25 protein-coding genes are annotated in these 22,459 nt (G+C 64.8%); 2 read left to right on the top strand and 23 right to left on the bottom strand.

Annotated features, from left to right (window positions below; translation table 11 throughout):
- Positions 1 to 4: 4 nt before the first annotated feature.
- The 5 genes from AC19YX_RS02705 to AC19YX_RS02685 all read right to left on the bottom strand — a co-directional run bounded on the left by AC19YX_RS02705 (position 5) and on the right by AC19YX_RS02685 (position 5,725).
- The gene (locus AC19YX_RS02705) at positions 5 to 820 is read right to left on the bottom strand and encodes an ABC transporter permease (protein ID WP_078471329.1); all 816 of its coding nucleotides are present in this window, start codon (positions 818 to 820) and stop codon (positions 5 to 7) included.
- Complete coding sequence (locus tag AC19YX_RS02700; protein ID WP_078471549.1) at positions 820 to 2,028, bottom strand: ABC transporter permease; 1,209 nt, start codon at positions 2,026 to 2,028, stop codon at positions 820 to 822. Before AC19YX_RS02700 ends, AC19YX_RS02705 begins: the two co-directional genes overlap by 1 nt.
- 17 nt (positions 2,029 to 2,045) lie before the next feature.
- Positions 2,046 to 3,092, bottom strand: coding sequence for an ABC transporter substrate-binding protein (locus AC19YX_RS02695; protein WP_078471328.1), 1,047 nt, complete (start codon positions 3,090 to 3,092; stop codon positions 2,046 to 2,048).
- 90 nt (positions 3,093 to 3,182) lie between these two features.
- Positions 3,183 to 4,307 carry an ABC transporter ATP-binding protein gene (locus tag AC19YX_RS02690; RefSeq protein WP_078471327.1) on the bottom strand — a complete coding sequence of 375 codons (1,125 nt, stop codon included), beginning with the start codon at positions 4,305 to 4,307 and terminating at the stop codon, positions 3,183 to 3,185.
- A gap of 47 nt (positions 4,308 to 4,354) precedes the next feature.
- Positions 4,355 to 5,725 (bottom strand): aminotransferase, encoded by a 1,371-nt coding sequence (locus tag AC19YX_RS02685; protein WP_078471326.1) that lies wholly within the window; start codon positions 5,723 to 5,725, stop codon positions 4,355 to 4,357.
- 396 nt (positions 5,726 to 6,121) lie between these two features.
- On the opposite strand from AC19YX_RS02685, the gene AC19YX_RS02680 reads away from it, so the two are divergent.
- Positions 6,122 to 6,904, top strand: coding sequence for an IclR family transcriptional regulator (locus tag AC19YX_RS02680; protein ID WP_020296126.1), 783 nt, complete (start codon positions 6,122 to 6,124; stop codon positions 6,902 to 6,904).
- On the opposite strand, the gene AC19YX_RS02675 is transcribed toward AC19YX_RS02680, so the two are convergent.
- The 14 genes from AC19YX_RS02675 to AC19YX_RS02610 form a co-directional block, all read right to left on the bottom strand.
- Complete coding sequence (locus AC19YX_RS02675; RefSeq protein WP_500605605.1) at positions 6,905 to 7,624, bottom strand: class I SAM-dependent methyltransferase; 720 nt, start codon at positions 7,622 to 7,624, stop codon at positions 6,905 to 6,907.
- A gap of 137 nt (positions 7,625 to 7,761) precedes the next feature.
- Entirely contained in the window at positions 7,762 to 8,919 is a 1,158-nt protein-coding gene (locus AC19YX_RS02670) for a glutathionylspermidine synthase family protein (protein WP_078471324.1), read from the bottom strand.
- 13 nt (positions 8,920 to 8,932) lie between these two features.
- Positions 8,933 to 9,649 carry a DUF1190 domain-containing protein gene (locus AC19YX_RS02665; RefSeq protein ID WP_500605604.1) on the bottom strand — a complete coding sequence of 239 codons (717 nt, stop codon included), beginning with the start codon at positions 9,647 to 9,649 and terminating at the stop codon, positions 8,933 to 8,935.
- 20 nt (positions 9,650 to 9,669) lie between these two features.
- Positions 9,670 to 10,098, bottom strand: coding sequence for a DUF350 domain-containing protein (locus tag AC19YX_RS02660; protein ID WP_078471322.1), 429 nt, complete (start codon positions 10,096 to 10,098; stop codon positions 9,670 to 9,672).
- A 15-nt stretch (positions 10,099 to 10,113) separates the two neighbouring features.
- On the bottom strand, positions 10,114 to 10,764 hold the full coding sequence (locus AC19YX_RS02655) for a DUF2491 family protein (protein ID WP_500605603.1): 651 nt from the start codon (positions 10,762 to 10,764) through the stop codon (positions 10,114 to 10,116).
- A gap of 80 nt (positions 10,765 to 10,844) precedes the next feature.
- Positions 10,845 to 11,408 carry a rhomboid family intramembrane serine protease gene (locus tag AC19YX_RS02650; protein WP_078471320.1) on the bottom strand — a complete coding sequence of 188 codons (564 nt, stop codon included), beginning with the start codon at positions 11,406 to 11,408 and terminating at the stop codon, positions 10,845 to 10,847.
- Between the two features lie 78 nt (positions 11,409 to 11,486).
- Entirely contained in the window at positions 11,487 to 12,185 is a 699-nt protein-coding gene (locus tag AC19YX_RS02645) for a PspA/IM30 family protein (RefSeq protein WP_020296119.1), read from the bottom strand.
- A 25-nt stretch (positions 12,186 to 12,210) separates the two neighbouring features.
- Positions 12,211 to 12,900, bottom strand: a complete 690-nt coding sequence (locus tag AC19YX_RS02640; protein ID WP_078471318.1) for a YjfI family protein — start codon at positions 12,898 to 12,900, stop codon at positions 12,211 to 12,213.
- 113 nt (positions 12,901 to 13,013) lie between these two features.
- Positions 13,014 to 13,733: an anti-sigma factor gene (locus AC19YX_RS02635; protein ID WP_500605602.1), complete on the bottom strand. Its 720-nt coding sequence runs from the start codon at positions 13,731 to 13,733 to the stop codon at positions 13,014 to 13,016.
- A complete protein-coding gene (locus AC19YX_RS02630; RefSeq protein WP_201130714.1) occupies positions 13,730 to 14,284 on the bottom strand; it encodes a sigma-70 family RNA polymerase sigma factor in 555 nt (184 codons plus the stop codon). The genes AC19YX_RS02635 and AC19YX_RS02630 overlap by 4 nt, the downstream gene beginning before the upstream one ends.
- Before the next feature lie 108 nt (positions 14,285 to 14,392).
- Positions 14,393 to 14,935 (bottom strand): DUF3455 domain-containing protein, encoded by a 543-nt coding sequence (locus tag AC19YX_RS02625; RefSeq protein ID WP_500603003.1) that lies wholly within the window; start codon positions 14,933 to 14,935, stop codon positions 14,393 to 14,395.
- A gap of 111 nt (positions 14,936 to 15,046) precedes the next feature.
- Entirely contained in the window at positions 15,047 to 15,511 is a 465-nt protein-coding gene (locus tag AC19YX_RS02620; RefSeq protein WP_500605601.1) for a hypothetical protein, read from the bottom strand.
- Between the two features lie 19 nt (positions 15,512 to 15,530).
- Positions 15,531 to 16,022 (bottom strand): GNAT family N-acetyltransferase, encoded by a 492-nt coding sequence (locus AC19YX_RS02615; protein ID WP_421547023.1) that lies wholly within the window; start codon positions 16,020 to 16,022, stop codon positions 15,531 to 15,533.
- Positions 16,022 to 16,582 (bottom strand): GNAT family N-acetyltransferase, encoded by a 561-nt coding sequence (locus AC19YX_RS02610; RefSeq protein ID WP_500605600.1) that lies wholly within the window; start codon positions 16,580 to 16,582, stop codon positions 16,022 to 16,024. The genes AC19YX_RS02615 and AC19YX_RS02610 overlap by 1 nt, the downstream gene beginning before the upstream one ends.
- Before the next feature lie 111 nt (positions 16,583 to 16,693).
- Between AC19YX_RS02610 and AC19YX_RS02605 the strand changes: the two genes are divergently transcribed.
- Positions 16,694 to 17,281: a LysE family translocator gene (locus tag AC19YX_RS02605; RefSeq protein WP_078471311.1), complete on the top strand. Its 588-nt coding sequence runs from the start codon at positions 16,694 to 16,696 to the stop codon at positions 17,279 to 17,281.
- Between the two features lies 1 nt (position 17,282).
- Here the strand turns inward: AC19YX_RS02605 and AC19YX_RS02600 are convergent, their stop codons facing one another.
- From AC19YX_RS02600 to AC19YX_RS02585, 4 genes are all read right to left on the bottom strand, one after another.
- Positions 17,283 to 18,116, bottom strand: coding sequence for an AraC family ligand binding domain-containing protein (locus tag AC19YX_RS02600; protein ID WP_500605599.1), 834 nt, complete (start codon positions 18,114 to 18,116; stop codon positions 17,283 to 17,285).
- A gap of 124 nt (positions 18,117 to 18,240) precedes the next feature.
- Positions 18,241 to 20,721: a TonB-dependent siderophore receptor gene (locus AC19YX_RS02595; protein WP_500605598.1), complete on the bottom strand. Its 2,481-nt coding sequence runs from the start codon at positions 20,719 to 20,721 to the stop codon at positions 18,241 to 18,243.
- Positions 20,722 to 20,827: 106 nt separating this feature from the next.
- Complete coding sequence (locus AC19YX_RS02590) at positions 20,828 to 21,823, bottom strand: FecR domain-containing protein (protein ID WP_500605597.1); 996 nt, start codon at positions 21,821 to 21,823, stop codon at positions 20,828 to 20,830.
- A gap of 3 nt (positions 21,824 to 21,826) precedes the next feature.
- Positions 21,827 to 22,369, bottom strand: coding sequence for a sigma-70 family RNA polymerase sigma factor (locus AC19YX_RS02585; protein ID WP_500605596.1), 543 nt, complete (start codon positions 22,367 to 22,369; stop codon positions 21,827 to 21,829).
- Between the last annotated feature and the right edge of the window lie 90 nt (positions 22,370 to 22,459).

Here is a 22,459-nt window from a genome sequence, read left to right as displayed (position 1 = left end):
GGCTTCAGGCGGGGTCTTTTGCGGGTTGGCTCAGGCGCCGCGACAGCATCAGCAGCAAGGTGGCGAACAGCACCATGATGGTCGCCGCCGCCAGCAACACCGGGCTCAGGGATTCGCGGGCCGTGGTGAACATTTCCCGGGGCAGGGTGCGCTGGTCGGGGCCGGCCAGGAACAGGGTGACTACCACCTCATCCAGGGACGTGGCGAAGGCGAACAACCCGCCGGAAATCAGCCCGGGGGCAATCAGTGGCAGGGTGATCTTGCGCAAGCAGATCCAGGGTGTCGCGCCCATGCTGGCCGCTGCCCAGAGCAGGCGCTGGTTGAGCCCGACCAGTGCCGAGCCGACGTTGATCACCACGAAGGGCACGGCCAGGGTGGTGTGGGCCAGGACCAGGCCGGTAAAGGTCCGGGTCAGGCCCAGGCTGGCAAACACGAAGTACATCCCGACCCCGACAATCACGGCCGGCACGATCATCGGCGCAATCAATAGCACCTCGATAAACCGCCGCCCCGGCAGCCGTTCATGGCTCAGCCCGAGGGCCGCGAGGCCGCCGAGCACCACCGCGAGCAAGGTGCTGAGGCAGGCGATGGCAAAGCTGTTGAACAACGCCCCCAGCCATTGGCTGGAACCGAAGAACGCCTCGTACCAATGCAGGGTCAGGCCGCTGATGGGCAGCGACATATAGCGGCTGTCGCTGAACGACAGGGGCAGCACGATCAGGATCGGCAGCACCAGGAAAGCCAGCACCAGCCAGCCGCTCAGGGACAGGCTGAAAAAGCCGAACACGCTCAGGGCGCCGGCGTTAGGGTTCTTGACCATCAGTGTCTCCCCTGGGAGCGGCCACGGGCGAGCCGGGCCTGGATCAGATAGAGCAGGGTGGTGACCGTCAGCAGGACGATGCCCAGTGCGGACGCCAGGCCCCAGTTCAAGGTGCCAGTGGTGAATTGGGCGATGTAGTAGCTGATCATCTGGTCGCCGGGGCCACCGATCAGCGCCGGGGTGATGTAAAAGCCCAGGGTCACGATAAACACCATCAGCGCGCCCGCCGCCAGGCCCGGCAGGACCTGGGGCAGGTACACCCGGAAGAAGGTGAACAACGGCCGTGCGCCCATGGAATAAGCGGCCTGGACCAGCAGCCGGTTGCTCGACTGCATGGCTGCCAGCAACGGAAACACCATGAACGGCAGCATTACGTGGACCAGCGCCAGGATCACCCCGAAGCGGTTGTACAGCAGGCGCAGCGGGCTATCGATCAACCCCAGGTACAGCAACGAGGTATTGACCACGCCCTGGTCCTGCAACAGCACCATCCAGGCCGTGGTGCGCACCAGAATCGAGGTCCAGAACGGCAGCAGGATCAACAGCAGCAACAGGTTGCGCGTGCGCGGCGTGCGCCGGTCGAGGTAGGCGCACAGCGGGAACGCCAGCAGCACGCAGATCAGCGTGGTGGCCGCGGCAATGGCGAAGGTGCGCAGCAGTATCGAGCGGTACAGCCCTTCTTCACCCTTGCCGACGATGCCCTGGTTGTAGTCGTGCTTGAGGTCCAGCGCTGACAGCAAGTGGTAACTGCCGACCGGTCCGCTGGCGCGCTTGAAGCTTTGCCAGGTTTCGTTTTCCAGCCAGCGCGGGTCAAGGGCCGCGAACCCCTGGGCGCTGCCATCCAGGCTGGCGGCGCCGCGCTTGGCGGTGGCGAGCATGGCGCGCAACTGCGGTGCCTCATAGGACAGACGGCGGGCGAGCCCCGCCAGGTCCTTGGCCGACACCTGTTGCAGGTCGGCACTGAACGGGCGCAGCAGGCGCTCATCAGGCGCCGAGCGGCCATCCCATTGCTTGAGCGCCAGGGCGGTTTGCGGCAGTGCGTCGGGCAGCTCGCTGTCGGCCACGCCCCGCCACAGCAGAGTGGCGATCGGGCCGACGAAGGTCAGCAGTAAAAACAGCACCAGGGGCGCGAGCAGGGCATAGGCGCGCCACAGCGCGCGATGATTTCTGCGTGCCACGACCGGCAGTGCAACAGCGAAGGTGGTCATCTCGAGGCCTCGGATAGTTACTTGGCCGACCAGGCGGTCCACTTGGCATTCAACTCATCGACCCGGTCGACCCAGAACTTGTCGTCGATCTGCAGCACGTTGGCGCTGTTCTGCGGCGCGCTGGGCATGTCCGCTAGGACCTTGGGGTCAACCTGGGCGATGCCCTTGATCGTGGTAATACCGGTCGGTTGCAGGGCCGGCCAGAGCTTTTGCTGGTCGGGGTTGCCCATCTCCTTGAGCAGGCCGTAGGCGGCTTCCGGGTTCGGCGAATTGCGCAGGATCACCCAGCTGTCCATGGTCTGCAGCGACTGGTTCCACACCAGGCCAAAGGGCTTGTGATCCTGGTTGATGGCATTGGTCACCCGGCCGTTGTACGAGGTGGTCATCGCCACTTCACCGGAGGCCAGCAGCTGCATGGGCTGGCCGCCGGATTTCCAGAACAGCAACTGATCCTTGATCTGGTCCAGCTTGGCGAAGGCGCGGCTGACCCCGGCCGGGGTGTTGAGCACTTTGTAGACCTCGGCCACCGGCACGCCGTCGGCCATCAGGGCGATTTCCAGATTGCCCTTGGGGCCCTGGCGCAGTGCGCGTTTGCCCGGGTACTTCTTCAGGTCGAAGAAGTCGCCCCAGCCCTGGGGTGTGCCGGCCAGTTTCGACTTGTCATAACCCAGGACGAAGTTGTAGACCGCGGCGCCGACCCCGCACTCGCTGATCGCCGAGGGGATGTAGGTGTCCTTGCCGCCGATGCGCGCAAAGTCCAGGGGCAGGAACAGGTCCTCGCTGCACCCCAGTTGCAGGTCTTCGCCCTCGACCTGGACCACGTCCCAGCCGCTGTCCGGGCCTTCGGCCTTGGTCCGCAGGATGCCGATGCCGCTGTCCCAGGAGTCTTCCTGGACCTTGTTGCCCGAGGCCTTGGCGTAGGGCGCAAAAAAGATCTGCCGTTGCACGTCCTGGTAGCTGCCGCCCCAGGACACCACGGTCAGGTCGCGGGCCTGTGCGGCGGCTGAGACCAGGCCGAGGCAAAGCAGGGTGGAACAGGTGAAAAGCGATCTGCGGTTGAACATGATTTGACTCCAGAGCTGGTTTTTAATCGTTCTTGTGGCAGCAATAGAAAGGCGTGATGCAGCTGTTTGTTGTTATGCAAGGCCGGTGTTTCAGGGCAGGATCAGCGCGTGCTCCCGTGGCAGCGCCAGCCCGACGCGCTCGCCCGGCAGGGGCAGGGCGCGCTGCAGGCTGCCGGGGTTGAGCTTGAGCATCAGCGGTGCGCCGCTGGGCAGGACCAGGTGCAAGCTGCAATGGGCGCCGTGGAAGATGCTGTCCACCAACTGCGCGTGCAGCGCCGGTTCGCCGGGGTTGGCCAGGCGCACGTTTTCCGGGCGAATCGCCAGGGCGGCCGGGTCGCCGACCGCCAGGGTCGCGCTGGCGTACGGCACTTCGTGCAGCGAGCCGTCTTCCTTGAGGCGGATACCCGCGCTGCCGTTGCCCAGGTGGCTGATCCGGCCCTCGAGGAGGTTGGTCTCACCCAGGAAGTTGGCCACGAAACGGCTGCTGGGGCGGTTGTAGATCGCTTCCGGCCTGTCGATCTGGGCGATTTTGCCTTCATGGAACACCGCGACCCGGTCGGACAGGGTCATGGCTTCGTCCTGGTCATGGGTGACGTAGACAAAGGTGATGCCGAGCTGGCGATGGATGCTCTTGAGCTCCAGCTGCATGCGTTCGCGCAGGGCCTTGTCCAGGGCGCCCAGGGGTTCGTCCATCAGCAACATGCGCGGGCGATAGACCAGGGCCCGGGCCAGCGCCACCCGTTGCTGCTGCCCGCCCGACAACTGAGCCGGGCTGCGCGAGGCAAAACCGCCCAGTTGCGCCAGCTCCAGGGCTTCGCCGACGCGCTGGGTGCGTTCTGCGGCCGGAACATTGCGCAGGTTGAGGGGGAAGGCCACGTTCTGTTCCACGGTCATGTGCGGAAACAGGGCGTAACTCTGGAACACCACGCCCATGTCGCGCTTGTAGGCCGGCAGTCGGCTGATGTCCTGGCCATCCATGAGGATCCGCCCGCGATCCGGTGCGTCGAAGCCGGCCAGCATCATCAGCGTGGTGGTCTTGCCCGAGCCGCTGGGGCCCAGCAGCGAGAGGAATTCGCCCTGGGCAATCTGCAGGTTCAGGTCGTTGACCACCCAACTGCGCTCGTCGTAGGTCTTGTGCACGTTTTCAAAGCGCACCAGGGCCGTATCACCCGTTGCGGGGGCTGCCGTCGAGGCCTGGGGGGACGCTGCGTTCATGGGCTCGGCTCGTTGTCTGATGGGTTCTTTGAGCAGGGGCGCGGCGCTCATTGCGCCAGCTCCGCGTACACCTCGTCCAGGGACTCGGCGACGGCCGTGAGGATGACCTCGACCTGGGCCGCGTCGATGATCAGCGGTGGCGCCATGACCAGGGTGTCGCCCAGGGCTCGCAGCAGCACACCGCGCCGTTGCAGGGCTTCGGCGACCCGGGCCGCGACTTTGAGGTGCGCGGGGAAGGGTTCGCGGCTGTCCTTGTCGGCGACGAACTCCAGGGCCGCCATCAGACCGATGCCGCGGGCTTCACCGATCAACGGATGGTCGGCAAAGGCCCGGACGCCCGCCTGGAACCGCGGCGCCACGGCGGCGACATTGCCCAGGATATCCAGCTCGTCGTACAGGGCCAGGGTTTCCAGGGCCACCGCCGCCGCCACCGGGTGGCCGCCGTAGGTGTAGCCATGGCCGAAGCCGCCCAGGACGTTGCTCTGGTCGGCAATGGCTTGGTAGATCGTGTCGCTGATCAGTAAAGCAGAAATGGGTTGGAAGGCCGCCGACAGGCCTTTGGCGCAGGTCAACATGTCCGGTTTCAGGCCCATGGCCTGGGAGCCCCAATAGTGCCCGGTACGGCCGAAGCCGCAGATCACCTCGTCGGCCACCAGCAGGATGTCGTACTTGCGCAGCACGGCCTGGATCTTGGCGAAGTAACCGGTGGGCGGGACGATGACGCCCCCGGTGCCCATCACCGGTTCGGCGAAGAACGCGCCGATGGTTTCCGGGCCGTGCTCGAGGATGGTCTGTTCCAGCTCGGCGGCCAGGCGCGTGCTGAAGGCTTCTTCGCTCTCCCCGGGCTGGCCCTGGCGATACAGGTGCGGGCAGCGCACGTGGATCACATCGGCCAGCGGGTCGCCCCAGCCTTTATGCATGTTCGGCAGGCCGGTGAGGCTGGCGGCGGCCAGCGTGGTGCCGTGGTAGCCGCGCTGGCGGGCGATCAGCCTGTGCTTCTGCGGCTGGCCGATGGCCGTGTGGTAATAGCGCACCAGCTTGATCGCGCTGTCGATGGCTTCCGAGCCCGAGCTCTGGAAGATCACTTTGCTCAAGGTCGAGGGCGCCCGTTCGATCAGCGCGGTGGCCAGGTCAATCACCGGTTGGGTGGTGCGGTGGGCGAAGGTCTGCTGATAGGGCAGGGTCAATAACTGCTGGTAGGCGGCCTGGGCCAGGCGCGGCTGGCTGAAACCCAGGGTCGCGCACCACAGGCCCGACATGCCTTCGATAAAGCGTTGGCCTTGGGTATCGAATACGTAGATCCCCTCGCCACGCTCCATGACCAGGGGGCCGACCTGTTCGTGCAGCCGCAGGTTGGTCTGGGGGTGCAGGTGGTGGGCGATGTCCTTGCGGGCAAGGGCTGAATCGAGCGCCGTCATAATCTGTTCCTCGTGCATGAATCGTAAGCGTATGCGTGACGTGGTTTCATATTTACGAGGATTTATACTGAGCGTCAAACGATATTTTATTTCTTACAGGAAAATACCGTTTCTCTGAGTGAGCATTTTTTTGGTTTTCTTTGATAGCGGTTGCAGCCGGGTTTTGGCTTTTTCAATCAGATCAATGGCTTATTTCATTGGCTGGCCGCGTTGCACCTGCCCAGGTTAGGCGTTCGCTTTAACCGTTCGCGGGCTTGGCCGGCAATCTCTTGCTTTTCAGCCTGTGGCGTGAGAAATAACCGAGATCAAGAAACGTGCGTACCGCCTGGCGAAACGAATCAGGTTGCAGGAAACTTGCCAGCAAGGGCCACCACAAGACTTTTTCAGGGAGCGGTAATGAGCGACGAAACAGGCAAGGGCGGAGTGCGCTCCGTGCAATTGGCGCTGGACGTGCTGGAGCAGGTCGCTGCGGCATCGGGCGAGATCGGCGTCAGTGAGCTGGCGCTGAAGCTGTCCACCACCAAGGGCTCGGTGTTCCGGCACCTGAAAACCCTGGTGGAACGCGGTTACTTGAGCCAGAACCCGGCGACTTCGCGCTACCGCCTGGGGATTCGCGCCTATGTCCTGGGTCAGGCAGCGGCCTCGGGCATCGATCTGCTGAGTGCCTCGGCCGATGCAATGCGTGATTTGCGCGAGGAGCTGGGGCTGTCGGTGGTGCTGTCGGTGCTCGAGGGCGGGCGCCTGACGGTGGTCACCACCAGCCTGGGCAAGGCGTCGCTGGAGATCGGCGTGCGCCCGGGCACCGAGTTGTCCATGCACTGCAATGCCCAGGGCAAGCTGGCACTGGCGCACTCGGACAAGTTGCTGGCGCAGTTGGTCCATGGCGCGCCGTTGCAGCGCTTCACCGAGCACACGGTGGTGGAGGTCGCCGAGCTCCAGCGCCAGGTGCACGAAGCCCGGGCCCGGGGCTACGCGCTGGCCATCGAGGAAGAGACCCTGGGCATCTGCGCCCTGGCGGCGCCGATCTTTGGTGCCACCCATGAGCTGACCGGGACCCTGGCGTTGGTCGGTACCTTGCAGCACATTCCCCGGGTGCCGCCCGCGCCTTATGTCGAAGCTGTGCGCCGGGCGGCCCTGAGGATTTCCTGGAACCTGGGCTACAAGGGCGCGCTCGGCTGATCAGTCGACGTTGCGCTCGGCCAGCCAGGCGCCCCAGAACAGGCTCGAGAAAAACCGCGTCGGCGCACCGAAGCCGGCGTCAGCCAGCAGTTGCGCGATGGCCGCTTCCGAGGCCGGCGGGTCGGCACCCTGGAGGATTTTGCCAAGCTTGGCCTGCACCTGCTCGGCGCTGGCCCCCTGTTGCCGCCAGCGCTGGCCCCAGGCCGCGAGCAGCAGGGGCTGGCTGGCGTAGGGTTGCTGGTTGCCGGCCAGAATCAACGGCGCCCCCGGTTTCAGGCGCTGAGCGAGCTGGGCGAGGATCTTCTGTTTCGCGGCTTCACCCGGCAGGTGATGGAGGACCCCGACCAGCGTCGCGGCGTCATAGGCTTCGCCCTCGGCCAAGTCGTCGAGGGTGCCCAGGTGCACGTCGGTGCGTTCCAGCAAGTCACGGGCCTGGAGTTGGCTGACGGCAAGTTCGAGCATCGCCGCCGACGGGTCGACGGCACAGAACTGCCACAACGGCTCCAGCGCCGCGCAAGCCAGAATCTCCTGAGCGGTGCCGCCAGCCCCCACCACCAGGATCCGCGCCGGCTGCCCGGATCCCAGATGCGCCGCCAGCATGCACGCCAGCAGGTCATGGCAGGCGTCGTAACCAGCCAGGGCGATGCGGCTCTGTTGGGCGTATTCATCGGCGCGCGAGGCGTCGAACTTGTCCACGGACAGATTGGGCGAGTTGGGCATGTGCAGCTCCTTGGGTTCAGGTGCTGCTTACCTTAAATGCCCTATTAGGATAAATGAAATTCATGTTTCGACTGGGATGCATTCCTGGCTGGAATGCCTGCTCCGGGCGGAGCAGGGAAGGCCAAGGGCGAGTTGCGTCAGTCGAGAATCAGGTGCGGCAGGAAGCGGCTGGAGTCCTTGGTGATCAGGCTGTTGTCTTCACGCACGCCAATGCCAGCGGCCTGGTCGCCAATCACCCAGGAACCGATCAGGGTGTAGCTGTCATCAAAACGCGGCAGCGGGGCCAGGGCCTGGAGGATAAAGGGCGCGTCGGTGTAAGGCCCGTCTTCCTTGACCACCTGATCGTCGGCGGTGCGCAGTTCGATATTGGCCCCCTCGCGGGAGAAGAACGGCTTGCGCACCCAGCCCTTGGGCACCGCACTGTTGGGGTGCGGGTCGAGGTAGCTTTCCAGCAGGTTCGGGTGGCCCTGGTTGAACTCCCAAAGGAGCGGCAGGATGCCCTTGTTGGAGATGATCGCCTTCCAGGCCGGCTCGAAGAACTGCGTGTCGCACTGGGCGATGGCGGCACCGAAGGGTTCGTGGAAGATGAACTCCCAGGCATGCAGCTTGAACAGGTGCGGGATCCAGCGTTCTTCCAGGTCGACGAAGCGTCCTTCGGCGTTGAGGCCGATGTCTTCGATGTCGATATGGCGCGATTCGATGCCGACCTGTTCCGCCACCAGCCGCAGGTAGTCGGTGGTGGCCTTGTCTTCCACCGACTCTTTCATCGAGGCGAAGTAGAACGGGCGCTTGATCCCCAGCTGGGCGAAGGCCTGGTGCAGGCGGGTGTCGATGCTGTTGAACTGGTCGGCATGCCGCGGCAGCAGGCCACGTTCGATATTCTGCTCCAGCCAGCCCCACTGGAACGCGGCGGTTTCATAGAGGCTGGTGGGGGTGTCGTAGTTCAGCTCCAGCAGCTTGGCCGGTCCCGTGCCGGCATAGGAAAAGTCCAGGCGGCCGTACAGGTGCGGGTGGCCTTCGAGCCAGGAGTTGCACACCAGGTCGTGAAACGCCGGCGGGATGCTCAGGCGTTCCAGCAACTCTTCGCTGCGCGCCACCTTGTTCGCCAGGTCCATGCACATTTCATGGATCTCGGTGGTCGGGTCCTCAAGGTCGTTTTCGATCTGCTTGAGGCTGAACTGGTAGTAGGCGCTCTCGTCCCAATAGGCTTCGCCATCGATGGTATGGAACATGAAGCCGAGCTTTTCTGCGGTCTGCCGCCAGTCCGGGCGTTCCTTGAAGGGGATCTTCTGCATCGCCGTAGTTTCCTTAGCTGCTGGAGCGCCCCGAGCTTTTGCTCGATCCGCCCCAACCGCTGCGGGCGCTGGCCTGGCTGCCGAAACCGCCGCGCGAGGTGGAGGAGGCGACGGAGATCGGCCGCGTGTTCTTGAAGCTGTTGCCCATCTGCGCCTGGCGCGACCGGCTGAAGGTCGAGCCGGAGTCGATGCGTTGATTCAGCGTCGAGTTGGCGTAACCGCCGCGGTCGTCGCGGTAGCGGTACACCGGTTCGGAGTAGTAGCTGCGATTGCCGCCGCTGAGCATATTGCCGATCAGCAGCCCGGTCAGCAGGCCGTTGGTCGAGCCGCCGGAACCGCCGGAGTTGCCCGAGTTGCCGGCGTCCATGCCCGCAGCCTTGGCCCGGTCGAGGTCGGCCTGGGTGAAGGTGCCGTCGGCGGAGATCTGAAAACCGCCGAGTTTGGGGATGAACTTACCGTTGGACTCCTGCTGGCACCAGTTCTCGACGAAATCGGCGTCGCATTCGGCCTGGTTGTCATACAGCGGCGCGCGGCTGCGGTGTTCGGCCATGGCCTTGATATAGGCGTCGGAGCAGATGTCGACCGGGAGCTTGCCGTCGACGCATTCCTGCACCGACTGGAAGTTGAATTTCTGTTGCACGGAAATGGTATCCGGCTCGGAATTGCAGCCGGAAATCGCCAGGGCCACCGAGGTCGCCAGGGACAGCTGAACGTATTGACTTCGTTTCATCACGGACTCCGTTCAGGCCATCAGTTCTGGGAAGGGGTCATGCAGGCGGCATTGAGCAGGCCGACGCTGATGGCGACTGCTGCCACGTAGATGCCGGCGGCGACTTCACCCCGGCGGATGCGTTCCGAGGTGCCCTTGAGCACCAGGCTGGTCATGAAGAAAGCAAGCATCTGCACCACGGCGGCGATCAGCGCCCAGACCACGAAGTCCAGCAGGCTGATGGAGTAGGCGATGACATTGCTGGCCGGGATCGCGAAGCCGATGATCGCGCCACCCAGGGCAATGGCGGCGGCGACGTTGCCTTCGCGGATCAGCTCGAATTCCTTGTGCGGCGTCAGGCGGGTGTAGACGAACTGGAACAGGCCGAACAGCACCGCGGCGCCGAGGATGTAGGTGACAAAGCCGATCACGGCGAATTTGTTCAGGGAAATCGAAAGTGCTTCAAGCATGGGCCTGGTCCTTGGTCAGAGAGGTTGCAAGTCGGTCATGTACAGCGAGATGCCGAGGGAAGTGCTGAGGCTGATGCTGCCTTCGGCGTCTTCTTCCACGGAAAACAGCAGGAACTCGCGGCGATCGGTGAGGCCGGTGTCCCGCGCATAGAGCATGGAGCGGTGTTCGACGACATAGGACTGGTCCGGGTTGCTGACCCGTTCGCTGAAGGCCACCAGTTCGGTCTGACCGGCTTCGGTGCCCCATTCGCGACTGTATTCGGCGCCGTCATGGCTGTAGCCGGGCAGCCCGATCAGGCTGTTGGGGCCGGCCAGGCGGCGCAACTCGGCTTCGCTGCTGATGGTCACGTAGCTCAGGTAGTTGAACAGGATCACCGATTCGACCTGGCCGTCGACCGCGCCGCTGGTGTGGATCTGCAGCCAGTAGTCTTCGTCGTTCATGTAAAAGCGCGACAGCCAGTTGGACTGGCCGAGGTCGACCACGCCCTGGCTCCAGATCTGCTGGGTGTCGGGAATCACCACCGCGCTCTTGCCGTCGAGCAGCAGCTTGAGGGTTGGGTCGAAGCTGACGGCCAGCCCTTGGGCCAGGCCCAGGGGACCGACGGCGGGCAGGCTCACCTGGGCTTTCGGGGCTTCAAAACCGAGGAATTGTTTAAACCATCCCATTGCTGATGTCCTTGAGGCGAGTGGGGCGATGCAACGCTCAGCGCTGCCGGGCATGGCGCGCGGCAAGTGTGAGCGAGGGGTTACCGGGGCGCATTAGACATCGCCCGCGGGCGCGAGAAAAGGCTTTTCGCGGCGACGAAGCCGGCGAAGGCACCGGCGATATGCCCTTCGAAGGACACGCCGGCGCGGGGGATAAAGCCGAAAATCAGCCCCGAATACAGGAACATCACCACGCTGGCGGCCAGCAGGCTGCCCCAGCTGCGCAGGAACCAGGCACGAGCCAGGATGTAGGCCCACAAACCGAAGACCCAGCCGCTGGCGCCCACGTGGATGCCCCTGAAACCGAACAACCAGACCAGGGCGCCGCCGAGCAGGATGATGGTCAGGCTGACGCTGACAAAGCGCTTCAGGCCTTCGGTCATCACCAGGGCACCCAGCAGCAGGAAGGGCACCAGGTTGGCCGCCAGATGGCCGAATGAACCGTGCAGGAAGGGCGACAGGACAATCCCCGGCAACCCCTGCAGGGTACGGGGGATCAGGCCGAAAATATTCAGGCTATAGCCAAGGGCGCTGTTGAGCACCTGTACCGCCAGCATCAGCAACGCCAGCCCGGCCAGCGTCTTGAAGCCTTTCACTGCATCCATCCTGGCCCTCCTGAAGGCCGTTCTGCCAAGACCTGTAACCGCTGCCGAAGACTCGGGCAGCGGCTACAGGTGGGCTGATTACTCGGCCGACTGTTTTTTCAGACGGTCGAGAATCGCGTTGGCGCTGCCCTGGTTGGGGATGATGTTGGCTTCCTGCAGGCGGCGCTCCAGGTCGTTGCCATTGGCGGAATCGGCCAATTCTTCATGGGCTTCGAGCTCGGCGGCGCGCTGGTCCTGCTTGGCTTGCAGGCGGCTCAGGGTGCCGACTGCGGTTTCCAGCTTGCCATTGGCCCCGCCGCTGGCGATGGAGGCACTGACCTGGGCTTTCTGCACGCTTTCCCGGGCCTTGGCCATGTCCACTTGCTGGCGCAGGCTCTTGATCCGGGCTTCGGCCTTGGCAATGTCCTTGCGCATCTTCTCGGCATAGGTGCCGAATTCGGCAGACTGCTTCTGCTCGGCGTCGAGGCTGGTGGTCAGGCCGGAGATGGCTTCAGCCACTTCCAGGGCCAGGTCTTCGCGGTTGGCCTGCAAGGCGGCCATGGCCTTGGATTCCAGGTCGGCGATCTTGGCGTTGTACTCGGCAACGCGCTCGGACGACAGCTTGTGCTTGGCCATGATGGTCACCAGCTCGCGCTTGGCGTTGGCCAGGGCGCCGTCGGCGTCGCGGATTTCCTGGTCGAGGATACGCAGGGCCTGTTGGTCGGCAATGGCTTCGCCGACTTCGTTGGCGCCGCCGCGCAGGGCGGTAAAGAGTTTGTTCCAGATGGACTGAGTCATGGTGAAGGCTCCAGGTTCGGGAAAATCAGTTGAAGAAGCTTTCGAAGGCTTCAGTGGCGCGTTGTACGTTGTCGATCAGGGTGCGCACTTCGGTCACCACGTTGGTCAGGTTGGAACCCGAGCTCAGCGCGCCGAACATGTTGTAGACCGTCTGGCCATTGGGCATCGACTCGATGCCGATCGACGACAGCGGGAACATTTCCCGGCTGCGCAGCACGGCGTCGTTGAAGCGAACCACGTCGTTGATCGATTCCAGATCCACCAGCACGGTGTCGACGATGATCTGCTCGCCCACCACCGCGATGTAAATCGGCAGGCCACCGTATTCGTTCATCTGCAACTTGATGCTCTGCTCGGAGCCTTGCATCAGGGTCAGGGTGATTTCCCGCGAGGTCACCTCATCGAGTGCCTGCAAGGCGCTGAAGAGACGATCGATGGACCAGTTTTCACCTGCAATCATGTTGTTCTCCAATACCGGTGAGCCAGCCATCAGCGGCTGGCGCAGCTTCTTCTCGAGTTCCTTGAGCACGCTGCGGTTTTCCGGCAGCACCCAAGTTTCGTGTTTCACATAACCCGCGGCGCTGAGGCCGGCACGCATCTGCTTCATATAGAAGCTGGATGGTTTCTTGCTGGAGGCCTTTGCGGGCTCTCCTGGTCGGCTCTCTGAATCCGCCGTTGAATCGTCGGGCGGGCTTGCGGGGAGGCGGGTTTTCATTGGGGTGTCTCCGTGTCTCAGGTATCACGCGTGAGAACACTACAGATCAATTCGCTGATTCTCAATAGCTCACGCGTGAGATTTTGTTACGGCGGGAAATACCCGTTCGCGGCCTAGATGACTTTCACTGCACGGCCAATGAATTGCACCGGGCCTGTGGGTTTGCCGATGGCTGAGCCGGTGCTTTGTTCCAGGGTCAGCTCGAACAACTGGTTGGCTTCCAGAGGGGGCAGTTTGTCCAGGGGCACGTGCAGGGTCTGCCCGGGCTTGACCAGGCCCAGGGAAACCGGGCCTTGCCAGTCGTCGCCCTTGGTCCAGAATTCCAGGGCCTTGTCCGCCGGAACTTGGGCCATTCCCAGGGGGATCAGCTGGATTTCCCGTGGGTTGCTGGCCTGGACCACCCAGCCGGGGGCCTGGTCTTGCGGTGCCACCAGCACCACCAGGTAGGTCGGTGTGCTGACCGGCACGGCCCGGGTCAATAGCAGGCTGCCCAGAATCAGGCTGACGGCCAGCCCGGCCGCCGCCAGCCCGCGCCACAGCGGCAGTAGATTCCACCAGGTGGATACCGAGGCGCGGGGAGGGGCGTGTGATCGGGGTTGGCTGTCGCCGAGGCTGCGTTCGATTCGGCTCCACAAATGCGCCGAAGGTGGGTGCGGCGCGGCCAGTTGGGTCAAGGGATGCAGGCGCTGTTCCCAGGCATCCACCGCAGCGCGCAGCCGCGGTTCGCTGGCCAGACGACGTTGCAGGGCGTCGCGCTGTTCGCCCTCCAGGGTACCCAGCACGTATTCGCCGGCCAGTTGCTCCAGGGTGTCGTCTGTCGGCTCGCGGTTCATCCCATGCACTCCCGCAGTGCCGTGAGGCTGCGCTTGATCCAGGCTTTGACGGTGCCCAACGGGGTGCCCAGTTTGTGTGAAATCTGCGCGTGGGAGTAACCGTCGACATAGGCCTTGAGAATGCACTCGCGGCGCGCCGGTTCCAGTTGCTCCAGGCAGTGCAGGATGCGCCCGCCCTGGGCCAGCTGTTCGCCGTGGGGCTCGGCCGGCCACTCATGCAAGGCGTGCAGGGCCTCGACTGCGGCCTCGTCGACCTGCACTTCGCGGCCCTGGCGCCGCAGGAAATTCAAAGCCAGGTGCCGGGTAATGCTGAAGATCCAGCCCCGGGCATCGCCGCGCAGCGGATCGAAGCTGGCGGCGCCGGTCCAGATCTTGATGAAAGCGTCGTGCACGATGTCTTCGGCCAGCGCGGTATCGTGCACCAGGCGCCTGGCCACGCCCAGCAGGCGCGGGCCTTCCTGCTGGTACAACGCCTGCAGCGCCTGACGCTCGCCGCGGGCGCAGGCGGCGAGGCTGGCTTCATAGTCGAACAGCGTCTCGGGCAAGGACACAGGTTTTGGCCGTCTACAGGTGGTCAGCGCCCCGGCCGGGTGGCCGGGGCTCGCGAAAGGCAGCGTAGACGAGTTCAGGTCCGGCCATTTCGCTGTTTGTGTTACCGCTTATTTGGCGGCCCAGAAAATATAGTCAGCCTGGTATTGCACCTGCTCGCGCTGGCCCTTGTTGGCGCTGGTGCAGGCCGCGCTCGGCGCCACGCCACCCTTGAGCGCCACCCGCTGGACATAGCTGACGCCGGTCATGGCGCCCTTGCCGTCGGCCGGGTTGGCCTTGACCAGTTGATAGGGCAGGTTGCCTGCGCTGGAGGGGGCGACCGCCACCTGGGTACCGGTGATTGTCGAGCCGTCCTTGGCCTGCCAGGTGGCGGGTGGGCCGAAGTAGCTGCCGACCGGCTTGCCGCTGCGATCATTGAGCACTGCCTTGGGACCGACGAAAAACCATTCGGTCTGGCCGGCGGCGTTGGCCTTGTCCCGGCATTCATAGGTGATCTCGCCGACGCCGACGGTTTCCAGGGCGATGGTGTGCCCGGCAGGCACCCGCACGCTTTCCGGCAGCTCGGTCTCGGCCTGGGCGGCGGGCATCGCCAGGAGCCAGGCGCTGGCGGCAAGGGGAGTGGCGACAAGGCTGAACAAGTGTTTGGCATTCATGGGTTGCGCTCCAGAAAGGGGGGGTAGCCGGGCAGCATCAGGGGGCTGCTGTCTGTACTACCCGCCAGGCGGCGATCTGGATGCAGGGTGCGGAAAATAAATATCCGGGCCTTAACGGCCGCTCGCATCAGGCGCCGGCAAGTCCCGCGCGCAGTGCCGCAAGCGCGCCGCCTCGTCCGCTTGCAGCACCCGCTCGGCCGGGGTCAGGGCCCGTTCGGCATAGACCCGGCTGACAAACAGGATGGCATCGTTGCCGTCCGGCTCGGTGGGGTAGTCCGGGTGGGCGCTGATTTGCCCGAGCAGCGCCTGGGTCACCGGCAGTACATGAAAGTGCACGCTGAAGCCCTTGGAGAACCCCAGTTTGTAGAACACCACCTTGACGGGCGCGTATTGCGCCTGCAGCAGGCTCTCGGTCCAGGCCAGTGCCGGGCCGAGGGCGAGCAGCGCCTGGGGCGCGAGGTCAACGATGTCGCTGGCCTCGGCGACCGAGGAAACGATCAAACTGCCCGGATAGCGGGCGTCACGGCGATAACTGACCTGCCAGTGTTCGCTCGACAGGATGTGCAGCGGGTCCATGCAGAAGGCTCTCTTTCGTCTAGGGGTGATTGAAACTGTACAGGGTGCAGGGGTAGCCATCGGCGCTGATGGCTTGGCAATCGAAGGTACCACCGCTGAGGGTGGGCATGACCCTGGCCCAGAACATCCGTGCCGGCTGGTTGGCGTCGATATGGACGATTTGCCAGGCGCCCGGCAGTTGCTCGAGCAATCGGGCGCTGACCGCGCGCCCCAGGCCCTGGCCGCGAAACCTGCGGCTGATAAACAGGTAGCCCAGGTTGTAGCGGGTGCTCGCCGCGTGCACCCGGTCATCGACGCAGGCCATCCCGGCCAGCTCGCCGTCGACACGGATCAGCCATGGGCGGGTATGGGGCGAGCGCCAGTAGTCGTCCTGGGACTGGATCTCGTACAGGCCGTGGCGCCCGAGTTTGAGGGGCAGCCAGGCGCTGAGTTCATAAAGGTAGAACTGCAACAGATGGTCGAGGATATCCAGTTCGTCGCGCTGGGCCGGGCAGAGTTCGAAGGCCGGCATCAGGCGCCACCGGGCCGTGGGTGGTGGGCGAGGTAGTCCTCGGCGTCCAGGCGATACAGCAGGCTGGGCGCGAGGTCGGGGAAATCCTCGAGTTCGCCGTACAGGCTCAGCCCCAGGCGTTCCAGGGCGCGCCGCGAAGGCAGGTTGTCGGGGCGCACCAGGCCGATTACGGCCGGGCGTTGCAGGCGGTGGAACGCCAGTTCCAGGGCGGCGGTCGCCATCTCGTTGGCATAGCCCTGGCCCCAGGCGGGCACCGCCAGGCGAAAGTACAGGTTGAGCCCGGTGCGTTCGCCAAAGCGCGAATCCATGATCCCGCCAAACCCCAGGATCTCTTCAGGGCGTTCACGCCGGCACAGCGCCCAGTAACCAAACCCCTGTTGTCGCCAGTGTTCGATCCAGCCCTGCACCTTGTCCCGACAGGCGTCGCGGCTGGCTGCGCCATTGGGGTTGAAGCGGTTGGTTTCGGGGTCGCCATGGATCGAATGGACCGCATCCAGGTCGGCCAGGGTCGGCATGCGCAACAGCAGGCGTGGGGTGTGCAGCGGCGGGACGGGGCGCATCGGCTTATTCCATGGGCGCGGCTTGGGGCCGGGGGCAGTTTTCTTCAATACAGGGGGCGGGCCGGGCATCTACCGTGCTGGCCAGACATTGTGATGGGGAGAAGGTAGGTGATGAGCGTTATATTTTCCATGGCGGCCTTTGCCCTGGCCTGTTCGATTACCCCCGGCCCGGTGAATATCGTGGCCTTGAGTGCAGGTGCCCGGTTCGGTTTGCGGGCCAGCCTGCGGCATGTGACCGGCGCGACCCTGGGCTTCATTCTGTTGCTGGTGCTGATCGGCCTGGGGCTGCATGAGCTGTTGTTGCGCTGGCCGTGGCTGACCCGGGGGATCCAGCTGTTTGGCGTGGGCTTTTTGCTGTTCATGGCCTACAAGCTGGCGCGGGACAGTGGCCAGATCGACACCCAGGGCAACGGTCGGGCGCCGTCGATGCTGTATGGCGCGCTGATGCAGTGGCTCAATCCCAAGGCCTGGCTGGCCTGCGTGGCCGGGATGGGGGCCTTTGCCGCCAATGGCGAGGCTCGGCTGGTGTGGCTGTTTGCGGCGGTGTACCTGGTGATCTGCTACCTGTCGGTGGCCTGCTGGGCCTACGCCGGCACCTTCTTGCGCCAGTACCTGGAACATCCCGGGGGCGTGCGCCGTTTCAACCGCAGCATGGCTGCATTGCTGGTGCTGAGTGCCGGCTACCTGCTGCTGCCCTGAGTCAGGCGCGGTACTGCCCGGGCGTCGCCGACAGGTGCTGCTTGAACGCGCGTTGCAGGTGGGCCTGATCGGCAAAGCCGGCTTCGGCGGCCACTTCGGCGATCGCCGCGCCCTGGCGCAGCCGCAGGCAGGCGAGTTGCACCCGCTGGTTGACCAGGAAGGCGTGGGGCGTCATGCCGTAGTGCTGCTTGAACGCACGGTTCAGGTAAGACGCCGACAGCTCCGCGGCCTGGCAGATATCGTGCATTTTCAGGGCGCGGGTACAGTTGTCGCGGATGTAGTCGGCGGCGCGTTCCAGCTTGTGCCTGGGCTCGGGCAGCGGCGCGCAACCGGGCTCGAGGTGCTGGTGCAAGGTGCGGAAAAAATCCGCGACCTGCTGCTGTTTGTCCAGGCTCGACAGCTGTTCATCCAACAGCACGGCATAGAGCTGGTTGACCCGGGCAAACAGCTGCGGGTCGTTGCTCAACGGCGTGGAATAGGGCTGGAAACCCGGGCCCTGGCTGAACCCTGTCTGTTGCTGCAAGGCCGTCAGCCAAGGGGTGTCGACATACAGCATGCGGTACGACCAGGGCTGGTCCTCGATCGGGTTGCAGGCGTGCACCACGCCTGGGTTGATCAGCACCACGTTACCGGTGCTGACGTGAAAGGTGCGGTGCTCATGCACGTAGGTGCTGTGCCCGGCGGTGATGGTGCCTAAGGAGAATTGTTCGTGGGAGTGCCGGGCATAGCAGGCCTTGCGGCCATCGGCGATGGCCCGGGCCTCGATAAAAGGCAAGGCTGCATCGCGCCAGAAATGGGGTGCCTGGTCGAAGTGCTGGGCGCCTGACGGCTTCATCGCGGGGCTTCCTTGGGGCGGGCCGGGGTGAACGAGTGTCAGGCGCCGGCCCGGCCGGATCAAGTGTTTTCAAACCTGTAGCCGCTGCCGAGCTTCGCAGGCTCGGCAGCGGCTACAGGTCAGGTCAGAAATCCCATTTGGTGGTCAGTTGCAGGCTGCGGGGTTCGCCATAGAAGCCGGTGCTGAAGTTGCCAATGCCGGTGTAGTACTTCTTGTCGAAGAGGTTCTTCACGTTGAGGGTCGAGCTCAGGTGCTGGTTGAACTGGTAGCGGGCCATGGCGTCGACCAGGAAGTAGCCGTCCTGGGTAAGGCGTGAGTCATGGCCGCCGTTGACCGTGTCGTTTGGGTCGGGCTGGAGCACATTGCCGTAGAACTCGCTCTGCCAGTTGACGCCGCCGCCGATGGTGAGTTTCTGCAGGGCGCCGGGCAGCCGGTAGCTGCTGAACGCCCGGGCCACCTGCTGCGGCGCGGTGCTGCGCAGGACCGAGCCATAGACATAGTCGTTGTTGACGTCGCGGGTGTGGTTATAGCTGTAGCCGGCGCTGAGGTTCCAACCTTCCAGCAGCTCGCCGGCCAGTTCCAGTTCGAAGCCCTTGGTGGTGGCGCCCTCGGCGGCGCGGTAGATGGCGTCGGTGCCGAAGCCGCTGACGATCTGCGCCACGTTGTCCTGCTCGATCCTGAACACGGCGAAGCTGGCATTGACCCGGCCGTCCAGGTACTCGGCCTTGATCCCGGCCTCGTAGCTGTCGCCTTCGATGGGGTCGAGGACCTGCCCGCTGGCGTCCTTGCTCATTTGCGGTTGATAGATATTGGTGTAGCTGGTGTACACCGAGTACGTGTCGTTTAGGGCATAGACCACACCCGCGTAAGGCGTCACTACCCCGGTCTGGTGGTAGCCGGTGCGCATGTCGGCCTGGGCCGGGTCGTCGAAGTCGGTGAAGTCCGAGGCTTTGAAGTCACTGACCCGCCCGCCCAGGATCAGCGACAGGTCGTCGGTGGGTTTCAGCCGGGTGGCGAGGTAGGCGCCGGTCTGGCGTTTGCTGATCTTGTCGCTACCGGCGCGGGGAATATCCGGCTTGGCGAACTTGCCGTTCCAGTCGTAAATGCTGCTGCCGAGCAGCGGGTACACCGAACCGTAGACCGGGTCGTTCTGGCGCGCGTTCATCGAGGTGAAACCGGCGATCAGCTCATGTTCGCGGCCGAGCAGGGTGAAGGGGCCGCTGAGGTTGATGTCGATATTGTCCTGGGTTTGGTCACCGACGAACTTGCCCATGTACATGAACATGCCGTCACCGGTGGCCGCATCCGGGTTGCCGCCGCTGGCCGAGCCGAGCAGGGTGTCGTGCTCGCGGTGCTTGCGGTCGTAGCTGACTTTGAGTTTCCAGTCGTTGGCCAGCTTCTGTTCCAGGGACGCGAACAGGGTCTGGGTCTGGAAGTCGCGGCGGCTCCAGTCGGTGCCGGGGTTGAAGGAGCGCGAGAAACGGGTGCGCGAGCCGTCGCTGTTGTACATCGGGAAGCCGGTCCAGCTGGCACCGCGAGAGCGGGTGTTCTGCTGGTCCATGCCGAAGGTCAGCAGGGTGTCGGGGGTCAGGTCCATTTCCAGGATGCCGTAGGCGATGTCCTTGGTGTTCTGGTAGTGGTCGAGGTTGGATTGGCGTTCCTGATAGACCCCGACAAAGCGCCCGCGCACGTTGCCGCTTTCGGTCAGCGGGCCGGAGATATCGCCCTCGCTGCGGTAGTTGTCCCAGGAGCCGACGGTACCGGTGACCGAGGCCTTGAAGTCCCGGGTCGGGCGTTTGCGGATCAGGTTGACCGTGGCCGATGGGTCGCCCGAGCCGGTCATCAGGCCGCTGGCGCCCTTGATGATTTCGACCCGGTCGAAGGTCGCCATATCGGTGCTGGTGGTGCCGTAGTCGTAGACCCCGTCGTAGGTCGAGTTGACCCCGTCGTACTGGAAGTTGGTGATGGGCATGCCCCGGGTCGAGAACTCCCAGCGCTCGCTGTCGTAGTTCTGCACGCTGACCCCGGGGGCGCGACGCAGTGTGTCGGCAATGCTGGTGGCGCCCTGGTCATCCATTTGCTGGCGGGTGATCACGGTCACCGACTGCGGCGTTTCGCGCAGGGACAGGGCCAGGCCGGTGGCCGACGACGTGGCGCCGGTGGTGTAGGACTGGGTGCCCTCGGTGGTGGCGCCCAGGCCCAGGGCCGAGACAGTGGTGGTCCCCAGTTCCACGCGCCCACTGCCCTCGGGCAGGCTCTGCAGCACATAGCCGCCGCTGCTCAGGGGCTGTGCTTGCAGGCCGGAGCCCTGGAGCAGGCGCTGCAAGCCTTCAGCGACGCTGTAGTTGCCGCTGAGCCCGGCGCTGCGCTTGCCCTGTGCCAGCTCGTTCTGCCCGGCGAGGAAGATCCCGGCCTGTTCGCAGAAGCTGTTGAGTGCCGTCACCAGCGACCCCGGGGCAATGTTGAAGGCGCGGGTCTGGTGTTCACTGGCGGGGGCCTCGGCGGCCTGGGCCGGCAGGGGGGCCAGGCACAGCAGGGCGGCGGGGATGGCCAGGGCCAGGGGGCGCAACGGGAAGCGCAAACGCAGGGTGGTGGGTGACGGCATGGGGGTCCCTTTGGATCAATTCGATCGGCAATGTGAGTGCTGCTAAGGGGTTAACCGAAGCAAACATCGAAAAGGGAACCGCAGGTCAAAAAAAATCTTCAGGGGCTCATGCCCTGGCTTCGAGGCTGACCCACCAGGGCGCCAGGCGCCGGACCCGGACCGGCAGCGCGGCCTCCAGCAGACGCAGGGCCTGGTCGCTGTCGTGCAGCGGGAACGAGCCCATCACCGACAGGTGCGCAATGCCCGGATCGCAGCCCAGGTGCCCGCTGCGGTAATGCCCAAGCTCCTGCACCAGTTGCCCCAGGGCCAGGTTGTCGGCCAGCAGCAGGCCTCGGCTCCAGGCTTCGCGGGCGGCGCTGGCGTGCTGACTCGGGCCCAGGCTGTAGCGGTCGAAGGCCAGTTGCCGGCCGGCCTCGACCACCTGCACCTGGCCACCGTCGGCGGTGCGCACCTCGACCGCCCCGGCATACACATTGAGCAGGGTGCGTTGCGGCTCCCGGCGCACGCTGAAGCGCGTACCGAGTGCGCGCATCTGCCCGTGTTCGCTGTGCACCAGGAAGGGCCGTTGCAGCGCATCCCGGGCGGTGTCGATCAGCACTTCACCCAGGTGCAGGCGCAGCAGGCGTTGCTGCGGGTCGTAGCGCACGTCCAGGGCGCTCAAGGCATTGAGCCAGATCCGGCTGCCGTCGCTGAGCAGCGCTTCGCGGGTTTCGCCGATGCCGGTGGCGTAGTCCGAACTCCAGCGGCTCAGGGCATCGGGCAGCGCGGTGCCGCGCCAGGTGCCCCAGCCCAGCAGGCTGGCGCCGCCGAGCAAGAGCAGGCCACGCATACTCTGCCGGCGTGACAGCCCCGCGCGGGCGCCGTGGCGCAGGGCCTGGCTGGCGGCCTGTTGTTCGCCGGCGACCTGCAGTGGCGCAAAACGCTGGCTGACCCGCTCCACGTAACACCAGGCCTGCTGGTGTTCCGGGTTCTGTTCGATCCACTGCTGCCAGCGCTGGCGCTCGTGCTCGGTGGCCTGCGGATCGTGCAGCTGCACGAACCATTGCGCGGCCTGTTGCAGGCTGGCGTGGCTGAGGGTGCCGCGCCTGGCTTCATTGGCCATGGGTCATTGCACCAGCAGGCCGTCGAGCTCGGCTTCGAGTATCGCGCAGTGCATCAGGGCCTGGGCCAGGTATTTCTTGACCATGCGTTCGCTGACGCCGATCTCCACGGCGATGGCCTTGTAGGGCATGCCGTGCAGTTGCGCGAGGACAAAGGCGGCGCTGACCCGCTGCGGCAGGCGCGCGAGCATGGCATCCACTTCGTACAGGGTCTCGATGATAATCGCCCGCTGCTCCGGCGACGGTTGCAGTGGCTCGGGGCGCGCGGCAAGGGCCTGCAACCAGGCCTGTTCCAGTTGCCGGCGGCGCCAGTGATCGATGCACAGGCCACGGGCAATGGTTGCCAGGTACGAACGCTGGTGCACCACGCAGGCCAGCACCGGCGGGCGCTTGAGCACCCGGACGAAAATGTCGTGGGCCAGGTCGGCGGCGTCGCAGGCGTTGCTCAGGCGACGGCGCAGCAACTCGTACAGCCAGCGATGGTGGGTGCTGTAGAGGGTCTGGACCAGGGCGGTATCGGGGGGCAGGGGTGAAAGCACGATGTCCATCCGGCGTGGGGGCGCCTTGGGTGCAAATAGGAATTGATCGCGATTTAAGCAAAAGGGTCAGTCCGGTGCAAATGATATTGGTTTGCTTTT

This window comes from Pseudomonas sp. MF09150 (assembly GCF_059862355.1).
The sequence above is the reverse complement of the archived record's forward strand: the minus strand, read 5'-3'. Positions and strand labels throughout refer to the sequence as shown.